The organism is Ochrobactrum sp. MYb379 (genome assembly GCF_037479515.1).
Lineage (GTDB): Bacteria > Pseudomonadota > Alphaproteobacteria > Rhizobiales > Rhizobiaceae > Brucella.
The window spans coordinates 53,197-75,835 of the sequence record NZ_JBBGYW010000012.1 but is presented as its reverse complement, the minus strand read 5'-3'; the positions used below and the strand labels follow the sequence as shown (position 1 = coordinate 75,835).

The following is a 22,639-nucleotide window of genomic DNA, read 5'->3' as shown; positions in this document are numbered from 1 at the left end:
AAAGATGCATGACGAAAACCGGATTATTGTCTCAGTTTCATTTTTCTCTGATTGCGGCACGATCCACGGAGACAGCCTTTACCAGCGCCACGACCTGATCGCCAACGGCAAGGCCCAGATCATCGACCGAGCGGCGCGTCAGCCGCGCACCAAGACGACGCCCTTCAAAGTCAAGCGCGACATGAGCATTCGGCCCTTCGCCTGCTTCAATCGCCACAATGGAAACCGGTAGCACGTTGCGGATACTGATCGCATCCGGTGCCTTGCGTGCGATAGAAACATCGCGTGCGCGAACCCGAAGACGCACATGCATGTTCTGTTTAAGCCCGGCATCGCTGAGCTGGAATGTCGTCCCGCCAAGATCAATTTCCGCAAGCTTGTAGCGCTCATCATAAGCTGAAACCAAGCCTTCAAGCAGCACACCAGCGCCCTCGCCGTCCCCATCAATCAGCGGGAAAATCTCGGCAGCTTCGCCACTGGCTTTCACCTTGCCACCCTGCAGCAGAACGATTTCATCGGCGAGGCGGGCAACCTCGTCGATTTCGTGGCTTACATAAACGATCGGCACATGGCTTTCATCTCGAAGCCGTTCGATAAAGGGCAAAATCTCCTGCCTGCGTGCATGATCCAACGAGGAGAGCGGTTCATCCAGCAGCAAAAGTGCCGGATCAGACAACAGCGCACGGCCAATAGCCACACGTTGCCTTTCGCCACCCGAAAGCGTTGCCGGACGTCGATCCAACAGATGCGCTATACCGAGCAGATCAACGACTTCATCAATACTGCGCGTGGTTGCGCGGCTTCCAGCCCAACGCGCATATGTGAGATTGCGCTTCACACTCATATGCGGAAAAAGCCGCGCGTCCTGGAATACATAGCCGATACGCCGCTTTTCAGATGGCAAGTTGATGCCCTTTTCGGCATCGAAAAGCGTGAAATCACCGACTGCGATGCGCCCACTTTCAGGACGCAGCGTTCCGGCAATCATCTTGAGAAGCGTCGTTTTGCCCGCGCCCGAATGACCAAAAAGTGCCGTTACGCCTAAGCCCGCAGCAAAATCTGCCTCGACCGCGAATTTACCATTACGGCCTTTGACGGAAACTTTAAGCCCGCTCATTTTGCATCTCCTGCGAGCTTCCGTTGCAACCATTCAGACAGCACCACTGCACCGATGGAAATAGCCGCAGAAATCAAAATAAGGCGCAATGCTTCTGCATCGCCTGTCGGCGTCTGCATCAGGGAATAGATAGCGAGCGAGAGTGTTTGCGTCTCGCCTGGGATGTTGGAAACAAAGGTAATCGTCGCACCAAACTCGCCCAATGCCTTGGCAAAACCCAATACGCCACCGGCCAGAATGCCCGGCAACAATGGTGGTAAGATAACTGTAAAAAACGCAGTCAGCTTGCTTGCGCCGAGCGTGCGTGCGGCTTCCTCAAGCCCGCGATCAAGCCCTTCAATAGAAAGGCGAATAGGGCGAACAAGCAGCGGGAAAGCCATGACGCCTGCAGCAAGTGCTGCCCCTGTCCAGCGGAAGGAAAACGAGAGGCCAAGCCATTCCTGCAACGGCGCACCAAGCGCGCCGCGCGATCCAAACAGGATCAGCAGCAGATAACCCGTCACCACTGGTGGCAAAACCAGCGGCATGGTGACAATGGCCTGTGCGAGCGACTTGCCCGGAAAATTAAACCGGGCAAGAATCCATGCAACAAAAAAGGCAATTGGCAGCGCCACAACAATAGCTATCCCGGCAACCCGGAGCGACAGAGCAACAATCTGCCAGACATTACTTTCCATTGCTTGGGCCTTCCATCCTTACTGAGCGGCCTCGGCAGCGCCTACAAAGCCCTTGTCCTTGATGATTGCCTGACCGGCATCGCTTTCAAGAAACGCAAGGAATGCTTTTGCCGCATCATTTTCGTTCTTTGCAATCAGCGCTGCAGGATAAAGGATAGGCGCGTGGCTTGAAGCAGGGAAACGATAGGCTTCAACCAGATCAGGCGCAGCCGCACGATCCGAAGCATAGACAATTGCGGCCTTCACTTCAGCGCGGCTCACATATTGCAGTGCAACACGCACGTTTTCGGTGAAGACGGCGTTCTTTTCGACGTCTTTCCAGATGTCGAGCTTTTCAAGTGCGGCCTTGCCATATTTGCCCGCCGGAACGTTGGTTGGATCGCCCATTGCAAAGCGACCAGCGCTTAAAAGTTCCTTGGCATCACCTTTAGCGTCGTCTTTCTGCGTGGCAATAACCAGCGCGTTGCCAGCAATCACCTTGCGCGATGCCTTGTCGATCGCTCCGGCTTTTTCGACATAATCCATCCAGTCGAGATCGGCAGAAATGAAAATCTGTGCAGGAGCGCCCTGCTCGATCTGCTTTGCCAGAACCGAAGACGAAGCAAAAGAAGCGACCACTTCCGTGCCATCCTTGGCCTTGATTTGCTTGGCGGCTTCCTCAATCACATCCTTCATGCTTGCAGCAGCAAAGACCGTGACCTTTTCGGCAGCATGAGCAACCGACGCAGCACCAGCTGCAACCGTAATAAGAAACGCAGCGATAAGTTTTTTCATTCTTGCCCTCCATAGCGCCCGGTTTTCGGGCAAACACCATCATCCACCGGCGAAAACCGGCGCTGTTTGTTCGGGTCTCGAATTTTTATTCGATCCTCCGACTTGCGATGATGGGTATGATGGAGACAAACGCGACCCGGATGCCGTCAGACCCTTTTCACACGGGCGTCCATGCAAAAGCCGCCCAGAATTTCCGTAACGAATTCATATCGTTCCGAAAACGTGGTCACCTTAGAGGCGTGTATTCGCTTTGGCTAGTCCTGATAAGAACGATGCGGCAAAAAGGGCCGCATCATCAAAGCGCATCCCGAAAAGTGTGAAGCGGTTTTCGGACTAAGATGCGCGTTCAAAAAAAGTTAGCGTCCAATATGTTTGTGGCTTGTGCCGCGCAATTTAGCGAGCTTAACCTGCTTTTCACGCTCTGCAAACCGTTCGCGATCTTCCGGCGTGCGTTCGTCATAACAACCAGCGCAGGAAATGCCTTCCTCGAAGAACTGCGAAAGCTTGTCTTCTGCAGTAATCGGACGGCGGCAGGCGCGGCAAAGCTCAATATCACTTTCCGTTAGGCCATGACCGATGGCTACGCGTTCATCGAACACGAAGCATTCGCCGTTCCACATGCTTTCTTCTTTTGGCACATCTTCAAGATATTTGAGGATACCGCCCTTGAGATGGAAAACGTCATCAAAGCCAAGGCCTTTGACAAACGCTGTGGCCTTTTCACAACGAATACCACCCGTACAGAACATCGCGATCTTTTTGCCTTCGAGCTTATCGCGGTTCTGCTCAACCCATTCCGGAAACTCGCGGAAGGTCTTGGTGTTCGGATCAAGCGCGCCTTCAAACGTACCAATGGCATATTCGTAATCATTGCGCGTATCGACAACGACTGTGTTGTCATCGGCAATCAGGGCGTTCCAATCCTTGGGCGCAATATAAGTGCCAACACTTTTCAGCGGATCGATGCCATCCACACCCATGGTCACGATTTCGCGCTTCAAACGCACCTTCATGCGATAGAACGGCATTTCTGTTGCATGGGAATATTTCAGTTCCGGATCAGCAAGGCCGGGAACTGCTGTGATGTATTCTACGAGCTTTTCAATTGCCTCCGCGGTGCCTGCAACTGTGCCATTGATACCCTCTGATGCAAGCAACAACGTCCCCTTGATGCCATTCGAGCAGCAAAGCTGAGCCAGCGGCTCACGCAGGCTTTCGTATTGCGGCAGCGGCGCAAAGCAATAAAGGGCGGCAACGGTAAATGGCAAATTGCTCATAGGTTCTATCTCTTTTAAATTTACTTCGACCTAGTCCTCGAACGCGGCAAATTCAAGTTATTTATCCCCGGCCTCTGAGGTGCAGCGACAATCTGGCTTCGATGAACGTAGTTTTCGAAGGAGAAATCAGATGTTTGATACCGAAACTTTCGCAGCGATTATTTCAATGGCCAGCCATGCAGACATTGAACCTGCCGCTTTGCTGGCAGTATCCGAAGTGGAAAGCGGCGGGCGGGCGCTTTTTCCTGTCGCTGATAGAAAAGAACCGGCAATTCGCTTCGAGGGCCATTATTTTGACCGCAGGCTTTCTGGACGCATCCGCGAACAAGCGCGACAGATGGGACTGGCTTCGCCAGATGCCGGACGTGTACGCAATCCCAAAACGCAACGTGAGCGCTGGCTGCTGCTGGAGCGCGCCATGAGCATTCACCGGCAAGCGGCGCTGGAATCCACCTCGTGGGGTTTGGGTCAGGTGATGGGTGCCCACTGGAAATGGCTGAGCTATCAAAGCATCGATGAATTGGTCAGCGAAGCGCGCAGCGGTATCGCAGGGCAAGTATCACTGATGCTGAATTTTATCGACAAGGCCGGATTGAAGGTAAGCTTACAGGCAAAAGACTGGCGGGATTTTGCACGGCGTTATAACGGTCCGGCCTTCGCCCGTAATCAGTATGACAGCCGCATGGCAGCAGCTTATGAGCGATGGAACCGCAGCCTTGGACATGTGCTTGCAGCGGCTTAGCGGAGCTTTTCTAAAATATCCTCATTTTGGAAGCGTAAAAGCCTTCCGCATAGGCTTCCGGCGCGCGGCACTCCATGCCGCGCAGCCGTGAAATCCCACGAAACGTTTGCTCGTCAAACCAGTCTTTAGACCGCTGAGTGCCAAAATGCTGCATCAGCAATTCGATCTTTCGCTCCAGAACTTTTGCGGGAAGAGCCACATAAGCATTGGGGCGGCCCAAATCGCCATCCCATTTTGGAATTTCATATTCAAGGATCAACTGATCGCGAAAAATATTCCATGTCAATTCATTAACAGTGCGGTGGTCCTGATGCGCATCGTGGCAACTATGCGTAAACACAATATCCGGCTGCCGCCTGCTGCGCTGCCCGATCAGCCATTCCTTGATTTCCCGCCCTTGTGCCGGGAAATAACTATCTTCAAATTGCGCAAAATGAATGTTGCTACTAGCAGCACCACACAAAAAATCCTGTGCTGAAGCTTGTGCCTCCGCACGTCGGTCATCTCCGCCCGACAACACACACCAGTCGATATGCAGCGCAATGCCCCTATCAATCAGGTTTAAAAGCGTGCCGCCGCAACCAATCTCAATATCGTCCGAATGCGCGCCCAGACATAAGACATTGAGCGGCCTGTCGAGACTATTAAGAGAATAGAGATCAATCATAGTGCTATCGCGATATTGGCCGCACGAAGCTCTGTCTTATGTTTCTTCCACGGCATATCGCCTTTTTCGACCATATCTTCCAGCGTCTGCCAATCGCGCAGCGTATCCATTGAGCGCCAGAAGCCCTCATATTTATAGGCCATCAACTGGTTTTCAGAGATCAGACGGCTGAACGGTTCTAACACCAGTTCTTCACCCTCGCGCATGTAGTCAAATATCTCTTTTCGAAACAGAAAATAGCCGCCATTGATCCAGATATCGGACGTGTTCGACGTTCTGAACGCCCGTACATCACCACCTTCGGCAATATCGGCCAGATGATAGGTCAGCGGTGGACGGACCGCCAGAAAGCAAGCAATTTTACCGCTTTCGCGAAAACGTTCCGTCATCTCATCCAGATCAACATCACTTAGTCCGTCGCTGTAATTTGCGAGGAACATATCCTCGCCCTCGACATGAGACCGCGCACTCCACAAGCGCTCGCCAATATTGCGCCAGATACCCGTATCAAGCAGGGTGACGCTCCAATCGCGATCCACTTCTTCAAGCAGACGCACATTGCGCCCACCATCTGACACCACGCAATCGGCGAATGTTTGCGGCTTTATGCTCAGGAAAAAGTCCTTCACCACATTGGCTTTATAGCCAAGGCAAAGCACGAAATCATTGTGTCCATAATCGGAGTAATATTCCATGACATGATGCAGGATCGGCTGATGCCCTAGCGGGATCATCGGCTTGGGAACATTCTCCGAATATTCCCGTATTCTGGTGCCAAGACCGCCGCAAAACAGAACGACTTTCATAACTAGTGCTCCTCTGTAAGCAATGCCGGATCAATCAGCGTGACATGCGGGATTGGTATGATGAACTTGCCACCCCACTCTACAACATGCTGCATCTGACGGATAATTTCGTCTTTGAAGTTCCATGGCAGAATCAGAATGTAATCGGGCTTGTAGCTGTCGATCATCGTCGTGTCGTAAATCGGTATATGCATACCGGGCGTGAAACGGCCGTGCTTGTAAGGGTTGCGATCGACCGTAAAATCGAGAAAATCGGTGCCAATTCCACAATAGTTGAGCAGCGTATTGCCCTTGCCGGGTGCGCCATAACCGCAGATGCGCTTGCCTGAATTTTTTGCAGCAATAAGGAATGACAGCAGGTCGCGCTTGGTGCGCCGTGTTTTTTCTGCAAACTGTTCATAGGTCGTAATATCGTTGATACCGAATGCCTGCTCGCGCTTCAAAAGGGCAGCAACACGCGGCCCGGCTTTTCGCTTGCTGGTATTATGTGCCAGATAAACCCTCAACGATCCGCCATGGGTTGGCAATTCGTCGACATCAATGACCTTCAGATGGTGACGATGCGCCATATAGCGAATGGTCAGCAGCGAGAAATACGAGAAGTGCTCGTGATAGATCGTGTCGAACTGGTTCTGTTCGATGAGATTGGTCAGGTGCGGAAACTCAAGCGTGATGACACCTTCGGGCTTGAGCAAAATCTGCATGCCACGGACAAAATCATTGAGATCCGGCACCTGTGCCAGAACATTGTTACCGATAATCAGATCAGCTTTTTTACCATCACTGACCATACGTGATGCAAGATCAGAGCCAAAGAAATCCACCCGCGTTGGCACACCTTTAGCGACCGCCGCTTGCGCAACGTTAGCAGCAGGCTCAATGCCGAGGATTGGTATGCCTTTGGGCAAAAAATGCTGCAACAGATAGCCGTCATTGCTGGCAATCTCGACGACAAAGCTATCGCTGTTCAGGCTAAGCTTCTCGGTGATTTCATCGCAATAGAGTTTAGCGTGATTGACCCAACTGGTAGCAAAGGACGAGAAATAGGCATATTCCGTAAAAATATCGGCGGGGCTGAAATATTCTTTCAGCTGCACCAGATAGCAATGATCGCATACATAGGCATATAGCGGATAATACGGCTCCATATGATCAAGCTGTTCCGCAGTGATAAAACTCTCACATGGCGGCGACATGCCGAGATCGACAAATGTATGTCTCAGGAGCGTTCCGCACAAACGACAGCCTGTCTGTTCCTTGGCCATGCTTGTACTCCGCGTGATGCCCGGCGTCTGGATGGTCATATGAGATACCTCGCCATGCCCGGCCCCTTGATGGGTATTTGGGTCTGAACTCCGATCAATGCCGGATAGTTAAAACTACTCAGTAAGCCTGGGATTTCCGAGACTGTAATGTGGAGCGAGGCGTATATACGATCGGGCGCACCCATCACCCGTCGGAGCGGTATGAACATTCCCCCTGACTTCTCCCTATGTCTGATGGGGAGTAGGCGCTTACGCCTTTGGGTGAAGCTGCCTCCCAACTTAAGGCCATTCAGCAGAGCCGAAAACAAGGCTATCTCACAGGCATGAAGCTGTCAGAATATGGGTATCTGGCAACCGAGGCATAATATGCGATTTACCCCGCTCAACATTGATGGTGCATGGTCGATTGAGCCTGAAAGGCTTGAAGACGATCGGGGGTGGTTCGCGCGCGTGTTTTGCGAGGCTGAATTTGCCGACCGGCAATTAGAAACCAGTTTTCCGCAACACAGCCTGTCATTTTCCCGCGAAAAAGGCACTCTGCGCGGCCTTCATTATCAAAATGAACCTCATGAAGAGACGAAGCTCGTTACCTGTCTTCAAGGCATGGTCTGGGACGTTCTGGTTGATCTTCGACCAGAATCTCCGACCTATCGTCGTTGGACAGGACTAGAACTTTCAGCGGATAATGGGGTGCAGCTTTACATTCCAGTGGGCTGCGCGCATGGCTTTCAGACGCTCACGGACAATGTGCTGTTGCGCTATATGATTTCAAAACCTTACGCACCAGATTCTGCGACGGGTTTGCGCTATGATGATCCCGCACTTGGAATTCCATGGCCGGACGAGCCAAGTGTTATGTCGGAAAAAGACCGGACCTGGCCACATCTTTAAATTCAACCTGCAATCAACAATTCCGCATTGCGAAGCCGATCTGCGGCGTCTGCAATCTGCACAAAGGGCAGGCCAGCGCGCTCTGCCATATCCAGCAGCGAATGATCGCCATCGGCCAGATTAAGCACCCACAACATGGCCATAGCTTTTTGTGCAGCGTTAGGATCACCGCCGGTGTTTGCATATAATCCGCGACGGCCAAGCTGCGGCTCCCCTTTGGGTGATGTGCTCACCGGCGTCCAGTTGCGTTCTGCAATCTCGATAGCACTGAGGATGAGATTATATGACTGCTCCAGATGGTTTGGCCGGATGAAATCAAGATTGTCGGCAGACGTGTGATATTCTGGAAAAGCACCATACAGACTGCGCTGAAACAGGCCGACCGGCAGGTTGAAACCCGGCGAGCAGAACTGACGTTCATCATAGCCATAGGGCCAGAAGTCATGCAGCTTTGCGCCCGCAAGGCCAGAGGCTTCGAGCACCTGCCCCATGATACGGTCAATCTCGGCTGCACCGCGCCGACTGCGCTTATAATTGGGTCCACCACCATCACCAACGCAGGATAAAACGAGGCCGTGTTTTACACGGTGGAGATCTGCCTCGTTTTGGTTCAACCAAGCCAGCGCGCCAAACGTCGCCGGACCAAATATGAACTTATAGGTGTAACGCGTTTTACGCTGCATCAACTCCTCACCGAGAGCAATCAGCAGCGCCAGACCAGAACAATTATCATTGGCAAGCGAAGGATGGCAAAGATGGGCTGAGAGCAGAAAAATCTCGTCAGTTTCACCCTTAAGAATAAATTCGCCAAAGGTCAGAAAGCCGTCGCGGCGCTCTGCATCAATAACAACATCGTAGACATCCTCTTTCATTTGCATCAGAGAATTATGCGCCATGCAGAAACCCCACGCCTCGGTATGGTAGCATGTGCGATAGGGGATCACATCGGGCTGATCGGGTAAGCTATGGATATGCTCTTTCAACGCATCGAGCGATAATTTTGCACGTATCGGAACGCTGAAATTCACAACATGCAGATTATGATTGGCAAAATCGACAATGCGATTTCCGGCTGAATCTGCAATATAGGCCTCACGGATTATCCATTCTTTCGGCGCCTGCCAGTCATAAAGCTGCGTGCCGGTTGGTATCCGATAGATTTGTAACGGCAAATGATCACTGATAATGGCAAGCGTTTCGCGCACGCCATCACCAGTAAGACTGCGGCAAATCGGATAAAGCCGCGAGGCCAGATCAAAAATCTTTTCGCCCTGACTCTGACCCCGCGATTGACTATCCATTATGCGGATGCCCGAAGTGGTTGTTCTTGTTCATCCACACGACGCAGACTGTTATCAAGCTCGCCTTCAGCAATCAGCTTGCGAATATGGGCTATGCGCTGAAAATGCGGGCCTTCAAACTCTTCAAGCGTCAGCGATGAGCGGCTGTAAGCTGCAAGCAGTTCACGTGCACCAGCGGCAGCATCCCATTGCGGTTTTGCTTCCGGCAATACGCGCGCGAGTTTTTCAAAACTCACCCGATAAGAACGCGTGTCAGGTCCGGCGTCGTCGGCATATTCAATCCGGCATTCAGGCACGATATCAGCAACGATGCCTGCAATATCGCGGATGCGGTAATTATGTTCAGTTGAACCTACATTGAAAGCTTCATTGAACACTTTCTCACGCGGCGCTTCCATTGCCGCATTAAAAGCGCGCGAAATATCGCGGATATGCACGATAGGACGCCATGGCGTGCCATCTGATTTGAGATAAATCAACCCTTTGGTGACTGCCCATGCCACCAGATTATTCAGCACAATATCAAAGCGCAGGAACGGCGAAACACCATATGCGGTCGCTGGTCTGAGATAGATTGGACAGAAACTATCATCTGCCAGTTCGCGTATGTCCTGCTCGGCGCGCACCTTGGAGCGACCATATGCGGTGACGGGTTTAAGTTCCCCCGCCTCATCGATCAAATCGGAATCGCTGATGCCATAATTGCTGCATGAGGAGGCAAACAGAAATCTGCTAACACCCGCCGTTTTCGCGGCTTTCGCCATTGCAACACTGGCGCGATGATTGATGTCATAGGTGAGTTCTTCGTTGAGGTTGCCAAGCGGATCGTTGGATAAAGCCGCAAGATGAATGACAGCATCAAACCCTTCCAGATCACGCGGCGACACATCACGCACATCTTTTCGGATTGTCGGCACGTTAAAAACTGAACCGCCTTCTTCAAACAGGCAATGTTGATAGAGACCAACATCATACCCTGAAACCTGATGCCCGGCATTGATCAGCGTCGGCACCATCACCGATCCGATATAGCCCTGATGCCCTGTAACAAGTACCTTCATAGCCAATCCCTCACCTTGTTTGTTGATTTAGGTTAGCGAGTGCAAGGGGAAGCGGCGAGTTGACCGAAGGCATGTTCGCTTAGGACAAGCGTTGATATGAGATATAAAAAGTCTGGGCCACTACGCCTTCTGGATGAGCTTCAATTGTTCAGAACTGCCGATTAACAAAATCCAGTCGCTTTGATAGACGTTCTTCCGGTCTGGCGGTGCCTGATAGATGCTCGCATCGCCATCGATTTTTGGATCGTTGGCAGGTAAAAACTGACCGGAAGCCGGATCAACCCAAAAAGCTTTTTGATTGTCGTTTAACGAACTTGTCTTGATGCGAAACTCTCCTGCATTACCATAGATCACAAGGAGACTTTGATCAGGCAAAGCCGCTGCATAAACGCCCTCAGCCGCGGCAATGCTGTGATCGCGATCCGGCTGCAATTGCGGCCATGGGAGTTTGTCGAAAAATGCCTTCATGATCGTCATAGACTTTGCTCCGGGACTATTTAAAGCCTCGCGCCAGTTCTGATCCGAGGTGAATACTCCCGGTCCTGAAAAGTACCAAATTGGATTGTTGCCGAAAAACTGACCCGCAGCACCGCCTAAGATAGCTCCATAGGCATTGCGACGCGTGATGCGTGCGGTTGTCTCGCGCTCATATTCATAAGCACCTTCGAGTAGAATGACCGGCATTTTGGCCGCCTTACTGCGAGCCAGAATTGCCTTATGCACATCGTCATAAGTATAAACCGTATCGAGAGAGAGCCAGCTGTGATCGCCCCATATTTCAACCGTGTTCGTATCGCGCCCGGAATGAACTGTTTGAAGCGCAGCGGGCGAAACAGATGCAATGCCTTGCGCCAGTTCTGACACAAGTGCGCGGTCAGGCGCATCGAAGTCACCACCCAAAATCCAGACAATATTTGGGAAATTTGCAAAGCGGCGCGCAATCGCTTCACCATAGGCTTTCATTTTATCTGGGCCAGCAGCTTGTGCTTGCGCGAACCAGCCCTGATCACCGCCATTCACACCCAAATAGGCCGGGGCCAGAAACACAACCAAACCCTGTTTCTGCGCCTGTTCGATCACCCATGCGGCATGATCGAAATAGTTTGGATTAAGCGTGCCAAATGACTCGCTTTTAAAAGGTTTATCACCGTAAGCATTGGCAGGCGGATTGCTTGAAAACTGATGCTCGATCAGGTTGACAAGAATGGCATTAAAGCCGCGTTTGCTGCGATCTTCCAAATACGTCTTGGCATCATCTCGGTTTAATTCCCCAATCAATGACCACGCCGTGTCACCGTTAACTAAAAACGGGCGACCCTGTGCATCTTCAAAATAACGTTGATCCTGACTGACTTTGATCGGGAAAACCGTCTCGACCTGTGCGGCACCAACCATCAAGAACAGCGCCGCAAAGATAAGACCTGCTCGCCAAAACCTCATCGCGTAGCCGGGGGATAGCTCGATGCCTCGTTAAACCGGCGATAGACCACCTGCGACGGACGCCCGGTTAGATAGGTATCAACACCATCACTGAGCGCTCGCGCATAGATACCAAGTGCACCGTCAATCGCATCAACCGTGCGTGCAATATCCGTGTCGCTATGCGTATAGCTAACCACAAGTGAGGGCATCAGAATGCCGCGTCGGATGGTTTCTTGCAGGAATAATGTGCGAAATGCCTGTGAAGGTTGGTTGCTTTCATCAAGGGTAGAATAAGCCAGACAGCAAGGCCGACCATGTAATCGCACGTGATTTTGCAATCCGTGGTTTGCAATCGCAGCATTTACGCCCTCCGCAAGCCGCGTACCCTGTTGATAAAGCCGTTCGATCACCGGCTCATCGCGATAGACCTTCATCGTTGCAATGGCTGCGGCCATCGCATGCGTTTCAGCGCCATGGGTGGTGGAAAGTAAAAATACGCGCGGATGTTCGGTTTGAGTGAGGCCGCCGAGCTGCATATATTCAGCCTTGCCTGCCAGCGCAGAGATCGCAAAACCGTTGCCCAGAGCTTTGCCAAAACAGGAAAGGTCCGGCTCAATATCGTAGAGCCGCTGCGCGCCGCGCATATGCCAGCGAAAGCCGGTAATCATCTCGTCCAGAATAAACAAAGCGCCGTTTTCATGCGCAATGCGTTTAGCTTCATGCAGAAAATTGTCCTGCGGTTCATCGGCTTTTGCAGGCTCTAGAATGAGCGCTGCAATCATGCCCGGATAATTCTCAAACAAAGCCTGCACGCTGGCTATGTCATTATAGCGAAACGTCGTGGTCAATGCGGAAACAGATGCAGGAATCCCCGCATTCATTTTCGTGGTCCCGATAAACCAGTCATCTGTCGAAAAAAATGGGTGGTCTGCACAGATGGCAATCATATCGCGTCCGGTATAGGCGCGTGCCAGACGCAGGGCGGCAGATGTTGCATCCGATCCGTCTTTGCAGAATTTCACCATTTCAGCGCCCTCAATCAGTTCGAGGAAGCTTTCCGCACATTCAATTTCAATTGCACTGGGGCGCGTGAAATTGCAGCCATCCTGCAACGCATCGCGCACCGCATGAAGCACCGGCGGATAGGCGTGCCCCAGACCAACGGCACGGTTGCCCATTCCATATTCAATATACTGATTGCCATCGACATCAAACACGTGTGAGCCGGAACCGCGCTGAATAAAGCCCGGTGCTAAGATCGGATACTGGTCATCACCCTTGGCATAGGTATGGCACCCGCCCGGTATCAGGGCATGGGCCTTGCTTCTGAGCAATTGTGAATTGCGAAACCGGGATGTGAAAAGGTTCATGCCCATTTCCTTTCTGTCCATACCGAACGCAACCGCTCTCGCATCTGCCTGAGCCAGTTTTTGACAGGTTTGGGCAAACGCGACCGCAGGCTCGAATGCAGTGCCGTCGGCATCTGCCATTGTGAAAGCGGCAGAGGAACTGCGATGTCGGGTGGGTTTTTAACCAGATTTTCCAAAAGCCCGGCATAGGCAAGCCCTGCGGTATCATTATCAAACGCGACCGCAACTTTCAGCCGCGCCGCCTTGGCCATTTCAGCCAGCGATTGCCTATTGTCTGCAAGACGATTGATATGGCGTGCGGCCTGTTTGAAATCTCCAACAGGGAAAAGCAGACCATCCTCACCATTGGTCACGATATAATCGGTAACACCTGCGATTTTCGAAACAACCGCCGGGCAACCCTCGCTCATGGCTTCAATCAGCGTTAAGCCAAACCCTTCAAACCGGGACGGCATGACCATGACATCATGCTGGCTGACAAGCCAAGGCACATCGGATGGAGCAACCCAGCTTGTGAAGCTCACCTTGTCGCCAAAACCTTCGAGCCTACGACGTAATTCATTCAGATCAGGGCCATCCCCGGCAACGCTCAAATGATAGTCGCATTTCAATTCACGCAGAATATTTGGCAGCCAGAACACGCCCTTTGAATTATCCTCAATGCGACCGAGATATAGCAGGCGTAAAGGTGCAGAAGGATCGCTGTGCATGGCACTCCCATGCTTAAGAACATTTCGATTGAGACCGTGTGGGATCACAAGCGTTCGCGCCGCATCAAATCCGTAATGTTTGACCAGATCATCCCGGCAACGCTTTGAAACACCCACGGTTGCATGAACATGATCGCGGATCTCGTGCGCTGCCGCATAAGTGCCGGGCGTGATATTATGAACGATCATAATACGCAGAATATCATCGGGCAGATACCGAACCAGATTGGTTTCAAAGCGGCTGGACAAGACATTGACAAAGACCGCTTTGAAATTGTTGTCACGCAAAAAGGCAATCATGCGCCGTGCACGGGTTTCCTCATCAAGAACTCCCATCCGGTCTATCGCATCACCCTTGCGCAAAGCATCGCTTAACCCCTGATCGGCAGAAGGAAAGCTGATTGTTTCACCTGCCGCTCCCGCAGCCAGCCAGCGCAATTCAATACCAGATTGCCTGAGCGACGCGCTTAGCCGCGTAAATACCGAGTAAGTCCCGCCAATATGGGGACGGACGAAGTAAGCACATTTCACGATCATCACCCTCTGCCCAGAAATCAGGACTTCGAGGGAAACCGTCCCTCGAAGCCTCGTTTCGGCATATCGGGGGGCGTTTGATATACCGCTTATCAGTGTAGCGAAAATCACTCATCGTGCATTTTGGCTATGAGGGGTACATACCCTCATACATAAGAGGATGCTGTTCACCCTTCTGCCAATTTTCACAAAACCTCTTAACGGAATAGTTTCTAGAAATAGCTGGAGACACTTGTATGAGGATAGGTCTTTTCGGTCAGTTTGGCTCCGGCAATACCGGCAATGACGGGTCGCTGGAAGCGATGCTGCAACTATTGAAACGCAACTGCCCCGGCGCACAATTTATCTGTATCTGTTCAAGACCTGACATCATCGAAGAGAAATTTCAGATTAAAGCGGTTCCAGTGGGTAAGCCAGCGTCGGATAACGCCTTCTTGCGAATGCTTGATAAGGCTCTGTTACAACTCCCGCGTCGCATGAGCGGCTTTTTAGCTGCGATTTCATTGGCGCACGGCATTGATGTGATTGTGGTTCCCGGAACAGGCATTCTCGACGACTTTAACGAAGACCCGTTTGGCTGGCCATTTGCTATTTTACGATGGTCGGTTGCAGCACGGCTTGGCGGTGCACGTTTTGCCTTTGTTTCCATCGGTGCCGGGCCGGTCACCCATCCTTTAAGCCGGTTTTTCATTGGCAAGGCCTCGAAGATAGCGGCCTATCGTTCCTATCGCGATCAGGTTTCATATGATTTCATGAAATCGCTCAATGTGAGTGTCACAAAAGATCTTGTCAGTGCTGACATCGCTTTTTCTCTTCCCACGCCGGAAGAGGAATTGCGCAACAGCGCCGACCAGCGCGTTGGCCTTGGCATCATGACCTATAAGGGCTGGAAAAAGCGTGCGCTCGACGGTGAGGCGATTTACGATAATTATCTCAACAAAATGACCAAGCTGATCAGCGAGCTTTTAATCGACGGGCGACAAGTGCGTCTGCTGACCGGCGACAAGGGCGACCTTGAAGCCATTCATGATCTGCGACAGCGTATTCCTGCAAGGCATGCACATAATGTCATTTTCGAACCAGTCACATCACTTGACGTTCTGATGCAGCAGATTGCCAAAACCGATATTGTCGTTGCCAGCCGATACCACAATATCGTATGCGCGCTTGCAATGGGAAGGCCTGCAATTTCAATTGGCTATGCACGCAAAAACGATGCGCTTTTAAACGATACGGGCTTGAGCGAGTTCTGCCATCACATCGAAAATTTTAATCCGCAAACAGTGCTGGGCCAGATCGACAATATGTTCAGCCGCAGGGAACAACTCGTCAAGACAGTTGAGGTTGGTGTAGAGCATTATCGGCAAAAGCTTGCGGAACAGGAAGAATGCCTGCGCGTCAATTTACTCATGAAAAGTCGATTATAAAGTCCGCTTTCTGCGCTGAAACAGATAGTCGATGGGCGGTAACAAAGCCATCGACGGTTTGCGCTTGAGCGCAAAGCTCATAAGCGATGCGGCCCCCTCTTCTCGCCTGATGAGATTGGATATTGCCGACCAATAAGCGCGCTTTGTCAGGCAGTTGCGCGCAGCCGTAAAATCCCTGTCAGCATGCGGCATATTCATGCCCTCGTGCTCGAAGAATGAGCGAAACCCCGCTTCAAACTCACGATTCCAGTGCATGATGCCTGCAACCTTGGCCGACTGATTGTCGGAATGAACCCGCGCATAGGCCTGCACGCTGTCAGTTGATGCAACACCACCCAGCAAAGCAAGCCGCAACCACATTTCAAGATCATCTGTATGTGGCAGCGTCTTGCGATAATAACCCGCTTGCTTTTGCGCAGCCGTTCGCACGACAGCCGTTGGCCCCGCAACAGGATTGAAAGCATGTCGGCAAGCGAGGTTGATAAAATCAGCACCGGAGCGAATAGTCCATTTTCCGCCATCTGCCATTGTCTGCGGCGGCATCTCGTCTTTTGAGATTTTATGGATGCCACCATGCGAAAGATGTACATCCGGATATTGCTCCAGCATGTTGACAGCCCGCGCCAAGGCGCCCGGTGCCAGCAGGTCATCCGCACAAAGAATGAGAAAATAATCAGACTGCGCCCAGTCAATCGCCGCATTAAACGACGCATGCGGTCCGGCGTTTCTTGATCGCAAGAACAATTCGACACGAGTATCGCGCGCGGCGAGATCACGCGCCACATCTGCGCTGTTGTCTTCAGATGCATTGTCAATAATCAGCAGTCGCAACGCAACGCCGCTTTGCGATAACACGCTGTTGGCGCATCCGGCTAAGTAATGCGCATAATTATAGCTGGGAATAACCACATCAATCATTGGCTGATTGCTCATGAGCGCTTCACTCCGCAGGCTCATGAACATGTCTTACCCATGGCAAGCGGCTCATGAACCTTCCAAGCAACCAGCGTAGCACCGGCACCAGCTCTTCGGTAAAAGGATGGCGCGTCACAAACAGCGCCGCAAACCAGCTCGCAATGGCAACAAGCCCCATGAGCAATGCCTTTGACCAGTGCATGTCAAGATTAAATCCATCCATCGCAACCATAGCGAGCGGCCCCGACAGCGCCAATAGGGTGACGAATGCACTTTTAAGGAGTTCACTTCCAAGAATGCGATATGAGAATTTTGTATGCTTGCGGACATAGACGATGGCGACAACCATCTGGAATGGCAGACTGATGAACTGGCTTAATGCCACAGCCAACAATCCATGAAGTGCTGCAAAACACAGAATTGCGGTTGCTACCAGTCGAGAGATAAGATTTGAAATAAACGCCTCACGGTTTGCACCAAGCGCCATAAGCAAGGGATAGGTCAGGATAACCGGAAACCAGAACAGGCTTGCAAGACTGGTAATGGAAACAATCAGCGCGGCCTCGGTCCAGCCCGGACCCAGGATGATATTCACGAGTGGGTAGGCAAGCAGTGCAAGCAACGCTTGTGCAGGCCAATAGACCACCGAAATATAGGACAAAGCGCGGATATAGGCCCGGCTGATATCACCACCTTCGCGCACATGCGCAGATAGCATCGGGAACGCCACGGTAAACACCGCCGACAAAAAGATACGATCCGGCAATCCACTGACTGTATTCGCCCGGTTATAAATACCGACCGAGGCAATAGGCATGAAGCGTCCGAGCATCAGCTGCGGGAAGGTTTCGCAAATTTTGTTCAAACCCGCATTACCGCCAAGATAAATGCCAAAGCGCCACGCGGTATTGATGCTGGCAAGTGACGGGCGCAGCAGCCGCGCAAGCGGGTAAATGGCAATCGCCATGCCCGTTGTCATCAGCGCACTGGCAAGCAGACCGAATGCAAAGCACATATGCCCAAAGCCAAGCCCTGCCATGGCGATGGTGACGGCCGCTCCAAAGCCAGTTCCAGCAGTGCGAATACGGGCAAGAGTTCCAAATGCCATTTCGCGTCGTAGCAATGCCACCACAGGCAGCGAGAGACTTTCGACGAGAGCTGCAATAATCGTAATATCAAGGAAAAGCAGCAGTGTCGGATCGTGATAGGCTACGGCAAAATATTCCCGCGCCAGATAAAGACCCGCTGACAAAATAAGCGTTACAATCATAAGAAATGTCATAGAGGTTCTGACGTCGTGATCCTGAACCTTGTCGATACGGATAAGAAACTCTGGGCTGGCAAACTCGCGCAAAGAAAAGATAATTGCGCCGATGCTTAGTCCAACGACACCGGCACCCGTCTCTGCTGGCCCTAAGAACCGCGACACTGCAATTACCGTCAGAAAATTAAACAGCAGACCCGCATATTGTTCGAGCGCCGCCATGAGAATGCCTCTGCGGTTTCCACTCATGGCCTGCTCCTTATCGGGAGCTTGATTGGGTGTTGCTTGCGCGTTTTCAAAACCTCTGATCCCCCCGGACAATACAAAGACAACAAGTGCCGCCTTTACTTCATCGCCTAAGAATAGCCGTTTGCCGGGACCGGGAAATGTGACTCTTGGTGTTAGCCCTTACCTGAAAGGAGTATGGACCACGCTTTATAGCCAAGTCGTCGCTGCGCGCGGGAGACAGTAAAAATTCACTTAGTCTTAATTTTTACACGCGCTTGGGAGGGGTCATGGTCAGTCTTATCTGGATCACGCTTCTGGCTTTTGGGTTATCAGTTGCGTTCTGTCTCGGTTTTCGCGGGCTTGCACGTGAATGGCACCTCATCGACATTCCCAATGCGCGTAAGACACATGATGGCCACGTTCCCCTTTGCGGAGGGATAGCGATTTTCCTGTCATTATCAGTTGCGGGACTTTTCACACCAGCATTGGCGGGATCAGCAAATATCATTTTCGTGCTGCCCGGCCTGCTTTTAATCCTCGTAACAGGCGTCGCGGATGATCGATTTAACCTCCCCGTTGCACCGCGTCTTGCCATGCAGTTGCTGGCGGCATTCCTGATCATCGGCATCGCAGGCATCACACAAATCCATCTTGGCTTTGCAACTGGCGTGATTGACACGATAGGATCGAGAGTTCTGACCGGGCCAATTTTCCTGCTTCTTGCGCTGACGTTCGTGGTCGGTGTCGTTAATGCCGTCAATATGAGCGACGGCGTTGATGGCCTTGCCGGATCTGCAAGTGCGGCCGCTTTTTTCTGGCTTGCCGTGATTAGTTTCAGTATCGGGGAAAACCGGGTCGGGGTACAAACATTGGCACTATCAGCGGCCTGTATTGGCTTCCTCGTCTTCAATATGCGCCATCGCTGGCGGGCAAAGGCCAGCCTGTTTCTGGGCGATGGTGGCAGCACGTTTTTGGGTGCCGCCCTTGCCGGTCTTATCCTGATCCTTGCAAATGTCAGCGCGACAGCAGCTTTTCCCATCCTCATATGGGTAGTGATTGTGCCGGTAATCGACACGCTCAGCCTGATTGTGCGCCGCCTTGCAGCACGCAAAAGCCCGTTCTCACCTGACCGGCAACATCTCCATCACTTGCTGCTCGATAACGGCTTTTCCGACAGCCAGACGGCAATCACTATCATGACGCTCAATTTTGTCGCCGGAGCTACGGCCTATGCTGCGATCCGCTTTCAAATTCCGGCATGGACAATGCTTATTGCGCTCATTGTGCCAGCGATTGCGCACGCTCTGTTCGTGCTTCGCACCAATAACGCTTTGCGGCCCATCGTTGTGGACGCCACCCAACCCGTAAAAACCAACGTCACTTTTCCAGAGGCAAGTTTATGAGTGTATCTGTTCTCATCATGACCTTGAACGAAGAGATCAATTTGCCCGCCTGTCTTGCATCGCTCGATTGGTGCGATGACATTGTTGTGCTCGATTCATTCAGCGAAGACCGCACTGTGGAGATTGCAATAGCTGCGGGCGCACGCGTATTTCAGCGCCGATATGACACCGAAGACCGGCAGCGGATGTATGGCATCACGGAAATTGAGTTCAAACATGATTGGGTCTACACACCTGATGCCGACGAAATAACCCCCGCCGATCTGCGTGACGAAATGCTGGCCATCGCTTCCGATCCCACTCGACCGGAAGTGTTCTTCAAAGCGCGTTACAAAAACATGTTCATGGGGCGCTGGATCAAACATGCAAGCCTTTATCCAACATGGATAACCAGGCTGGTGCGCCCTGATCGGGTGCGGTTTGAGCGTTCAGTGCATTCGCGCGCAAGCGGTGGCCCGGAAGGGGCTTTGAAAGCGCATTTCATTCATTACAGTTTCAACAAAGGCCTTGAAGCCTGGTACGATAAGCATAATCGCTATTCATCGGCAGAGGCTGACCTTTCTTCTAATCGCCTGCTGGAACGCAAAATCGACTGGAGCGGTTTACTATCAAGCGCACCTGAAAAGCGACGGCGCGCGCTGAAATCGCTCTCCTATCACATGCCGTTCCGTCCTTCGCTGCGCTTCCTTTACATGTATGTGCTGCGCCGCGGCTTTCTGGATGGAAAGCCCGGCTATCTCTATTGTAGGCTTCTCGCTGCTTACGAATTCATGATTATTATCAAGATGGAAGAGCAGCGACGGAAAGAGACAAGCGTAGTCGCTGAAGCGCCTATTCGGCTGGTCGTCGATAATAAAGAACCGGAACGGCGTATGGTATGATGCTGCTGATTTTCCTGCCTTGTGCCGTCTTATTCGGGCTCGCCGCAATGTTCTATTCAGAACCTGTGCTGACATTGCACGATGATGGCAGCAAGGCGGATGTTATTGTGGTTCCGGGCGGCGATGGGCCGCCACGCGCAGCACAAGCGGCACGGCTTTGGAAGGAGGGCCGCTCACCCTATATCCTGATTACCGGCGATGGCGACTGTCTTTTCAACAAGCAGATTATGGTGCGTGACGGGGTAAACCCGTCGGCGATTTTCATCGAATGCCAATCGGGAAGCACATGGCAGAACGCCTTTTATTCAGCGCCCGTCATGCGGGAAATTCAGGCGAAAAAGGCGCTGATCGTCACAAACTGGTATCATTCACGCCGCGCAATAGCGAGTTTTCGTGCCGCCTGTCCGCAAATGCATTTTAGCTCCGCGCCGATTGGCGACGATCAGAGGCAAGCGAGTTTTCCAACAACACGAGCGGATTTTGAGCTTGTTGCAAAAGAATATGTGAAACTCGGTTGGTATCTGGCTTCGGGTCGCATCTACCCATCAAACCTTCTGAAAGATGCGACGCCGCCTGATGCATCCGGTGTCTGCACACTCTCAGGAGTAAGCCGATGAACGTCTCCCTTACATGGATTTTTGTCGGGCTAGTTGCTTGGTTTCTGGCGGGTGGATTGCTGTTTCGCGCAGAGCGCATGTATCAGTTTCCGTTTCTTGCAGGCGTAATGACATTCGGCTTTCTGCTGCCGCAAATCCCCGCACTGATGTACGACCAATTTTTGCCATCCGGCGCTTATGCCAAAACCATGTTTATGGGCATTCTTTCGCTCTCAATGCTGGCAGTGGGCTGGCGCATGACAAAACGTCCAATCGGTTTTCTCAGCATGAGTTTCAGCGAGCGGCGGCTGTTATGGGCGGCGTCAGGCTTGTCCGCCTTTGGCGCTGTTTTCTATTTTCTGTTGAGCCGTCTGCCTGGTGACGTGTCAATCGGCACGCAGATGACAGGCATGCCGGTGGTCTATCTGTTCTTTGCGCAGCTCATGCCCTATGGCCTTGCAATTGCGCTCCTTTGCTTCACACGCCGCCCTTCGTGGCTTGCGCTGGCGATCATCATTTTCGATCTTGTCTTCTATCTCGACCGTATTCTTGTCACTGGAAAACGCGCCGAAGCCATTCAGCTTGTGCTCATGATTTTGCTGCCCTTGTGGTTTTATCGCCGTCTGGTCGTGCCACGTATTCTTATGGCAATCGGCATTTTGGGTGGGACATTTCTCATGACCAGTATGGGCGATTATCGCCAGATTACACGTGCGGCCTCTGGCTTCGTTCTCGATGACATCATGCAGATCAATTATGCGGAAAACTTTAACGAGACACTGGAACGTGGCGGTCTTGAAATGCGCAATGCCGTGTTGCGGTTAGACGAAATCGACCGGCGGCTGGAATTTGACTATGGCAAATTTCACTGGAACCGCGTGATTTTTACCTTTGTTCCTGCACAGCTTGTCGGATCAAAATTAAAAGAAGCGCTCCAGTTCGACACACCCAAACCAAGCCGCGATTATAATCCACTGACCGGCACCACAGAAACCGGACTGGTCGATGCATTTGGATCTTTCTGGTATTTTGGCGCTTTCAAGTTCCTGTTGCTTGCATGGATCATGCGACGGCTTTGGGAAACCGCAATGGCCGGAGAAATGCTGGGACAACTTGTTTACATGCTGTCCATCGTGCCAGCTATGCATGCCATTTCCCACCAGACAGACTGGGTTATTCCGGTCTGGATTCATATGGCGATTTTCCTTGTGCCGGTTTTATGGCTTTGCCGCATCCGCAATCGCTCGGTTGGCCTTCCAACCGCTTTGCAGCGCGGCCCGACAGTTCCACAGTTTATGTAAAAGGATAAGA

21 protein-coding genes are annotated in these 22,639 nt (G+C 52.0%); 7 read left to right on the top strand and 14 right to left on the bottom strand.

Annotated features, from left to right (window positions below; genetic code table 11):
• Positions 1 to 37: 37 nt before the first annotated feature.
• From modC to trhO, 4 genes are all read right to left on the bottom strand, one after another.
• Positions 38 to 1,117 carry a molybdenum ABC transporter ATP-binding protein gene (gene modC, locus WH356_RS18470; RefSeq protein ID WP_339513401.1) on the bottom strand — a complete coding sequence of 360 codons (1,080 nt, stop codon included), beginning with the start codon at positions 1,115 to 1,117 and terminating at the stop codon, positions 38 to 40.
• Positions 1,114 to 1,794 carry a molybdate ABC transporter permease subunit gene (gene modB / locus WH356_RS18465; protein ID WP_339513400.1) on the bottom strand — a complete coding sequence of 227 codons (681 nt, stop codon included), beginning with the start codon at positions 1,792 to 1,794 and terminating at the stop codon, positions 1,114 to 1,116. The genes modC and modB overlap by 4 nt, the downstream gene beginning before the upstream one ends.
• An 18-nt stretch (positions 1,795 to 1,812) precedes the next feature.
• Entirely contained in the window at positions 1,813 to 2,568 is a 756-nt protein-coding gene (gene modA / locus WH356_RS18460; protein WP_339513399.1) for a molybdate ABC transporter substrate-binding protein, read from the bottom strand.
• A 356-nt stretch (positions 2,569 to 2,924) separates the two neighbouring features.
• On the bottom strand, positions 2,925 to 3,845 hold the full coding sequence (gene trhO, locus WH356_RS18455) for an oxygen-dependent tRNA uridine(34) hydroxylase TrhO (RefSeq protein ID WP_339513398.1): 921 nt from the start codon (positions 3,843 to 3,845) through the stop codon (positions 2,925 to 2,927).
• A 130-nt stretch (positions 3,846 to 3,975) separates the two neighbouring features.
• Here trhO and WH356_RS18450 point away from each other — a divergent pair, with 130 nt between their 5' ends.
• Positions 3,976 to 4,587 (top strand): N-acetylmuramidase family protein, encoded by a 612-nt coding sequence (locus WH356_RS18450; protein ID WP_339513397.1) that lies wholly within the window; start codon positions 3,976 to 3,978, stop codon positions 4,585 to 4,587.
• 10 nt (positions 4,588 to 4,597) lie between these two features.
• On the opposite strand, the gene WH356_RS18445 is transcribed toward WH356_RS18450, so the two are convergent.
• Genes WH356_RS18445 through WH356_RS18435 form a run of 3 tightly spaced genes read right to left on the bottom strand, consistent with a single transcriptional unit; the run spans position 4,598 to position 7,364 of the window.
• Positions 4,598 to 5,254 (bottom strand): PIG-L deacetylase family protein, encoded by a 657-nt coding sequence (locus WH356_RS18445; protein WP_339513396.1) that lies wholly within the window; start codon positions 5,252 to 5,254, stop codon positions 4,598 to 4,600.
• On the bottom strand, positions 5,251 to 6,060 hold the full coding sequence (locus tag WH356_RS18440) for a sugar phosphate nucleotidyltransferase (protein WP_339513395.1): 810 nt from the start codon (positions 6,058 to 6,060) through the stop codon (positions 5,251 to 5,253). Before WH356_RS18440 ends, WH356_RS18445 begins: the two co-directional genes overlap by 4 nt.
• A 2-nt stretch (positions 6,061 to 6,062) precedes the next feature.
• Entirely contained in the window at positions 6,063 to 7,364 is a 1,302-nt protein-coding gene (locus WH356_RS18435; RefSeq protein WP_339513394.1) for a class I SAM-dependent methyltransferase, read from the bottom strand.
• Positions 7,365 to 7,691: 327 nt separating this feature from the next.
• Here WH356_RS18435 and rfbC point away from each other — a divergent pair, with 327 nt between their 5' ends.
• Positions 7,692 to 8,216: a dTDP-4-dehydrorhamnose 3,5-epimerase gene (gene rfbC, locus WH356_RS18430; RefSeq protein ID WP_339513393.1), complete on the top strand. Its 525-nt coding sequence runs from the start codon at positions 7,692 to 7,694 to the stop codon at positions 8,214 to 8,216.
• Positions 8,217 to 8,218: 2 nt separating this feature from the next.
• On the opposite strand, the gene WH356_RS18425 is transcribed toward rfbC, so the two are convergent.
• From WH356_RS18425 to WH356_RS18405, 5 genes are all read right to left on the bottom strand, one after another.
• Positions 8,219 to 9,517 carry a DUF4910 domain-containing protein gene (locus tag WH356_RS18425; protein WP_339513392.1) on the bottom strand — a complete coding sequence of 433 codons (1,299 nt, stop codon included), beginning with the start codon at positions 9,515 to 9,517 and terminating at the stop codon, positions 8,219 to 8,221.
• Positions 9,517 to 10,578: an NAD-dependent epimerase/dehydratase family protein gene (locus WH356_RS18420; protein ID WP_339513391.1), complete on the bottom strand. Its 1,062-nt coding sequence runs from the start codon at positions 10,576 to 10,578 to the stop codon at positions 9,517 to 9,519. Before WH356_RS18420 ends, WH356_RS18425 begins: the two co-directional genes overlap by 1 nt.
• A 120-nt stretch (positions 10,579 to 10,698) precedes the next feature.
• Complete coding sequence (locus WH356_RS18415) at positions 10,699 to 12,018, bottom strand: apiosidase-like domain-containing protein (protein WP_339513390.1); 1,320 nt, start codon at positions 12,016 to 12,018, stop codon at positions 10,699 to 10,701.
• Positions 12,015 to 13,370 carry a glutamate-1-semialdehyde 2,1-aminomutase gene (locus WH356_RS18410; RefSeq protein WP_339513389.1) on the bottom strand — a complete coding sequence of 452 codons (1,356 nt, stop codon included), beginning with the start codon at positions 13,368 to 13,370 and terminating at the stop codon, positions 12,015 to 12,017. The genes WH356_RS18415 and WH356_RS18410 overlap by 4 nt, the downstream gene beginning before the upstream one ends.
• The gene (locus WH356_RS18405; RefSeq protein WP_339513468.1) at positions 13,367 to 14,611 is read right to left on the bottom strand and encodes a glycosyltransferase family 4 protein; all 1,245 of its coding nucleotides are present in this window, start codon (positions 14,609 to 14,611) and stop codon (positions 13,367 to 13,369) included. The genes WH356_RS18410 and WH356_RS18405 overlap by 4 nt, the downstream gene beginning before the upstream one ends.
• A 239-nt stretch (positions 14,612 to 14,850) precedes the next feature.
• Between WH356_RS18405 and WH356_RS18400 the strand changes: the two genes are divergently transcribed.
• Positions 14,851 to 16,041, top strand: a complete 1,191-nt coding sequence (locus WH356_RS18400) for a polysaccharide pyruvyl transferase family protein (protein ID WP_339513388.1) — start codon at positions 14,851 to 14,853, stop codon at positions 16,039 to 16,041.
• Here WH356_RS18400 and WH356_RS18395 read toward each other — a convergent pair.
• Positions 16,036 to 16,974 carry a glycosyltransferase family 2 protein gene (locus tag WH356_RS18395; RefSeq protein WP_339513387.1) on the bottom strand — a complete coding sequence of 313 codons (939 nt, stop codon included), beginning with the start codon at positions 16,972 to 16,974 and terminating at the stop codon, positions 16,036 to 16,038. The two genes, WH356_RS18400 and WH356_RS18395, sit on opposite strands and share 6 nt — an antisense overlap.
• Before the next feature lie 7 nt (positions 16,975 to 16,981).
• Positions 16,982 to 18,469 carry an oligosaccharide flippase family protein gene (locus WH356_RS18390; protein ID WP_339513386.1) on the bottom strand — a complete coding sequence of 496 codons (1,488 nt, stop codon included), beginning with the start codon at positions 18,467 to 18,469 and terminating at the stop codon, positions 16,982 to 16,984.
• A 266-nt stretch (positions 18,470 to 18,735) separates the two neighbouring features.
• Between WH356_RS18390 and WH356_RS18385 the strand changes: the two genes are divergently transcribed.
• The 4 genes from WH356_RS18385 to WH356_RS18370 are packed head-to-tail and all read left to right on the top strand — an operon-like array spanning position 18,736 to position 22,629.
• Positions 18,736 to 19,851, top strand: coding sequence for a glycosyltransferase family 4 protein (locus WH356_RS18385; RefSeq protein ID WP_339513385.1), 1,116 nt, complete (start codon positions 18,736 to 18,738; stop codon positions 19,849 to 19,851).
• Positions 19,848 to 20,732 (top strand): glycosyltransferase family 2 protein, encoded by an 885-nt coding sequence (locus WH356_RS18380; RefSeq protein ID WP_339513384.1) that lies wholly within the window; start codon positions 19,848 to 19,850, stop codon positions 20,730 to 20,732. The genes WH356_RS18385 and WH356_RS18380 overlap by 4 nt, the downstream gene beginning before the upstream one ends.
• Positions 20,732 to 21,349, top strand: coding sequence for a YdcF family protein (locus WH356_RS18375; RefSeq protein ID WP_421565703.1), 618 nt, complete (start codon positions 20,732 to 20,734; stop codon positions 21,347 to 21,349). Before WH356_RS18380 ends, WH356_RS18375 begins: the two co-directional genes overlap by 1 nt.
• A complete protein-coding gene (locus WH356_RS18370) occupies positions 21,346 to 22,629 on the top strand; it encodes a hypothetical protein (protein WP_339513382.1) in 1,284 nt (427 codons plus the stop codon). Before WH356_RS18375 ends, WH356_RS18370 begins: the two co-directional genes overlap by 4 nt.
• Positions 22,630 to 22,639 lie beyond the last annotated feature (10 nt).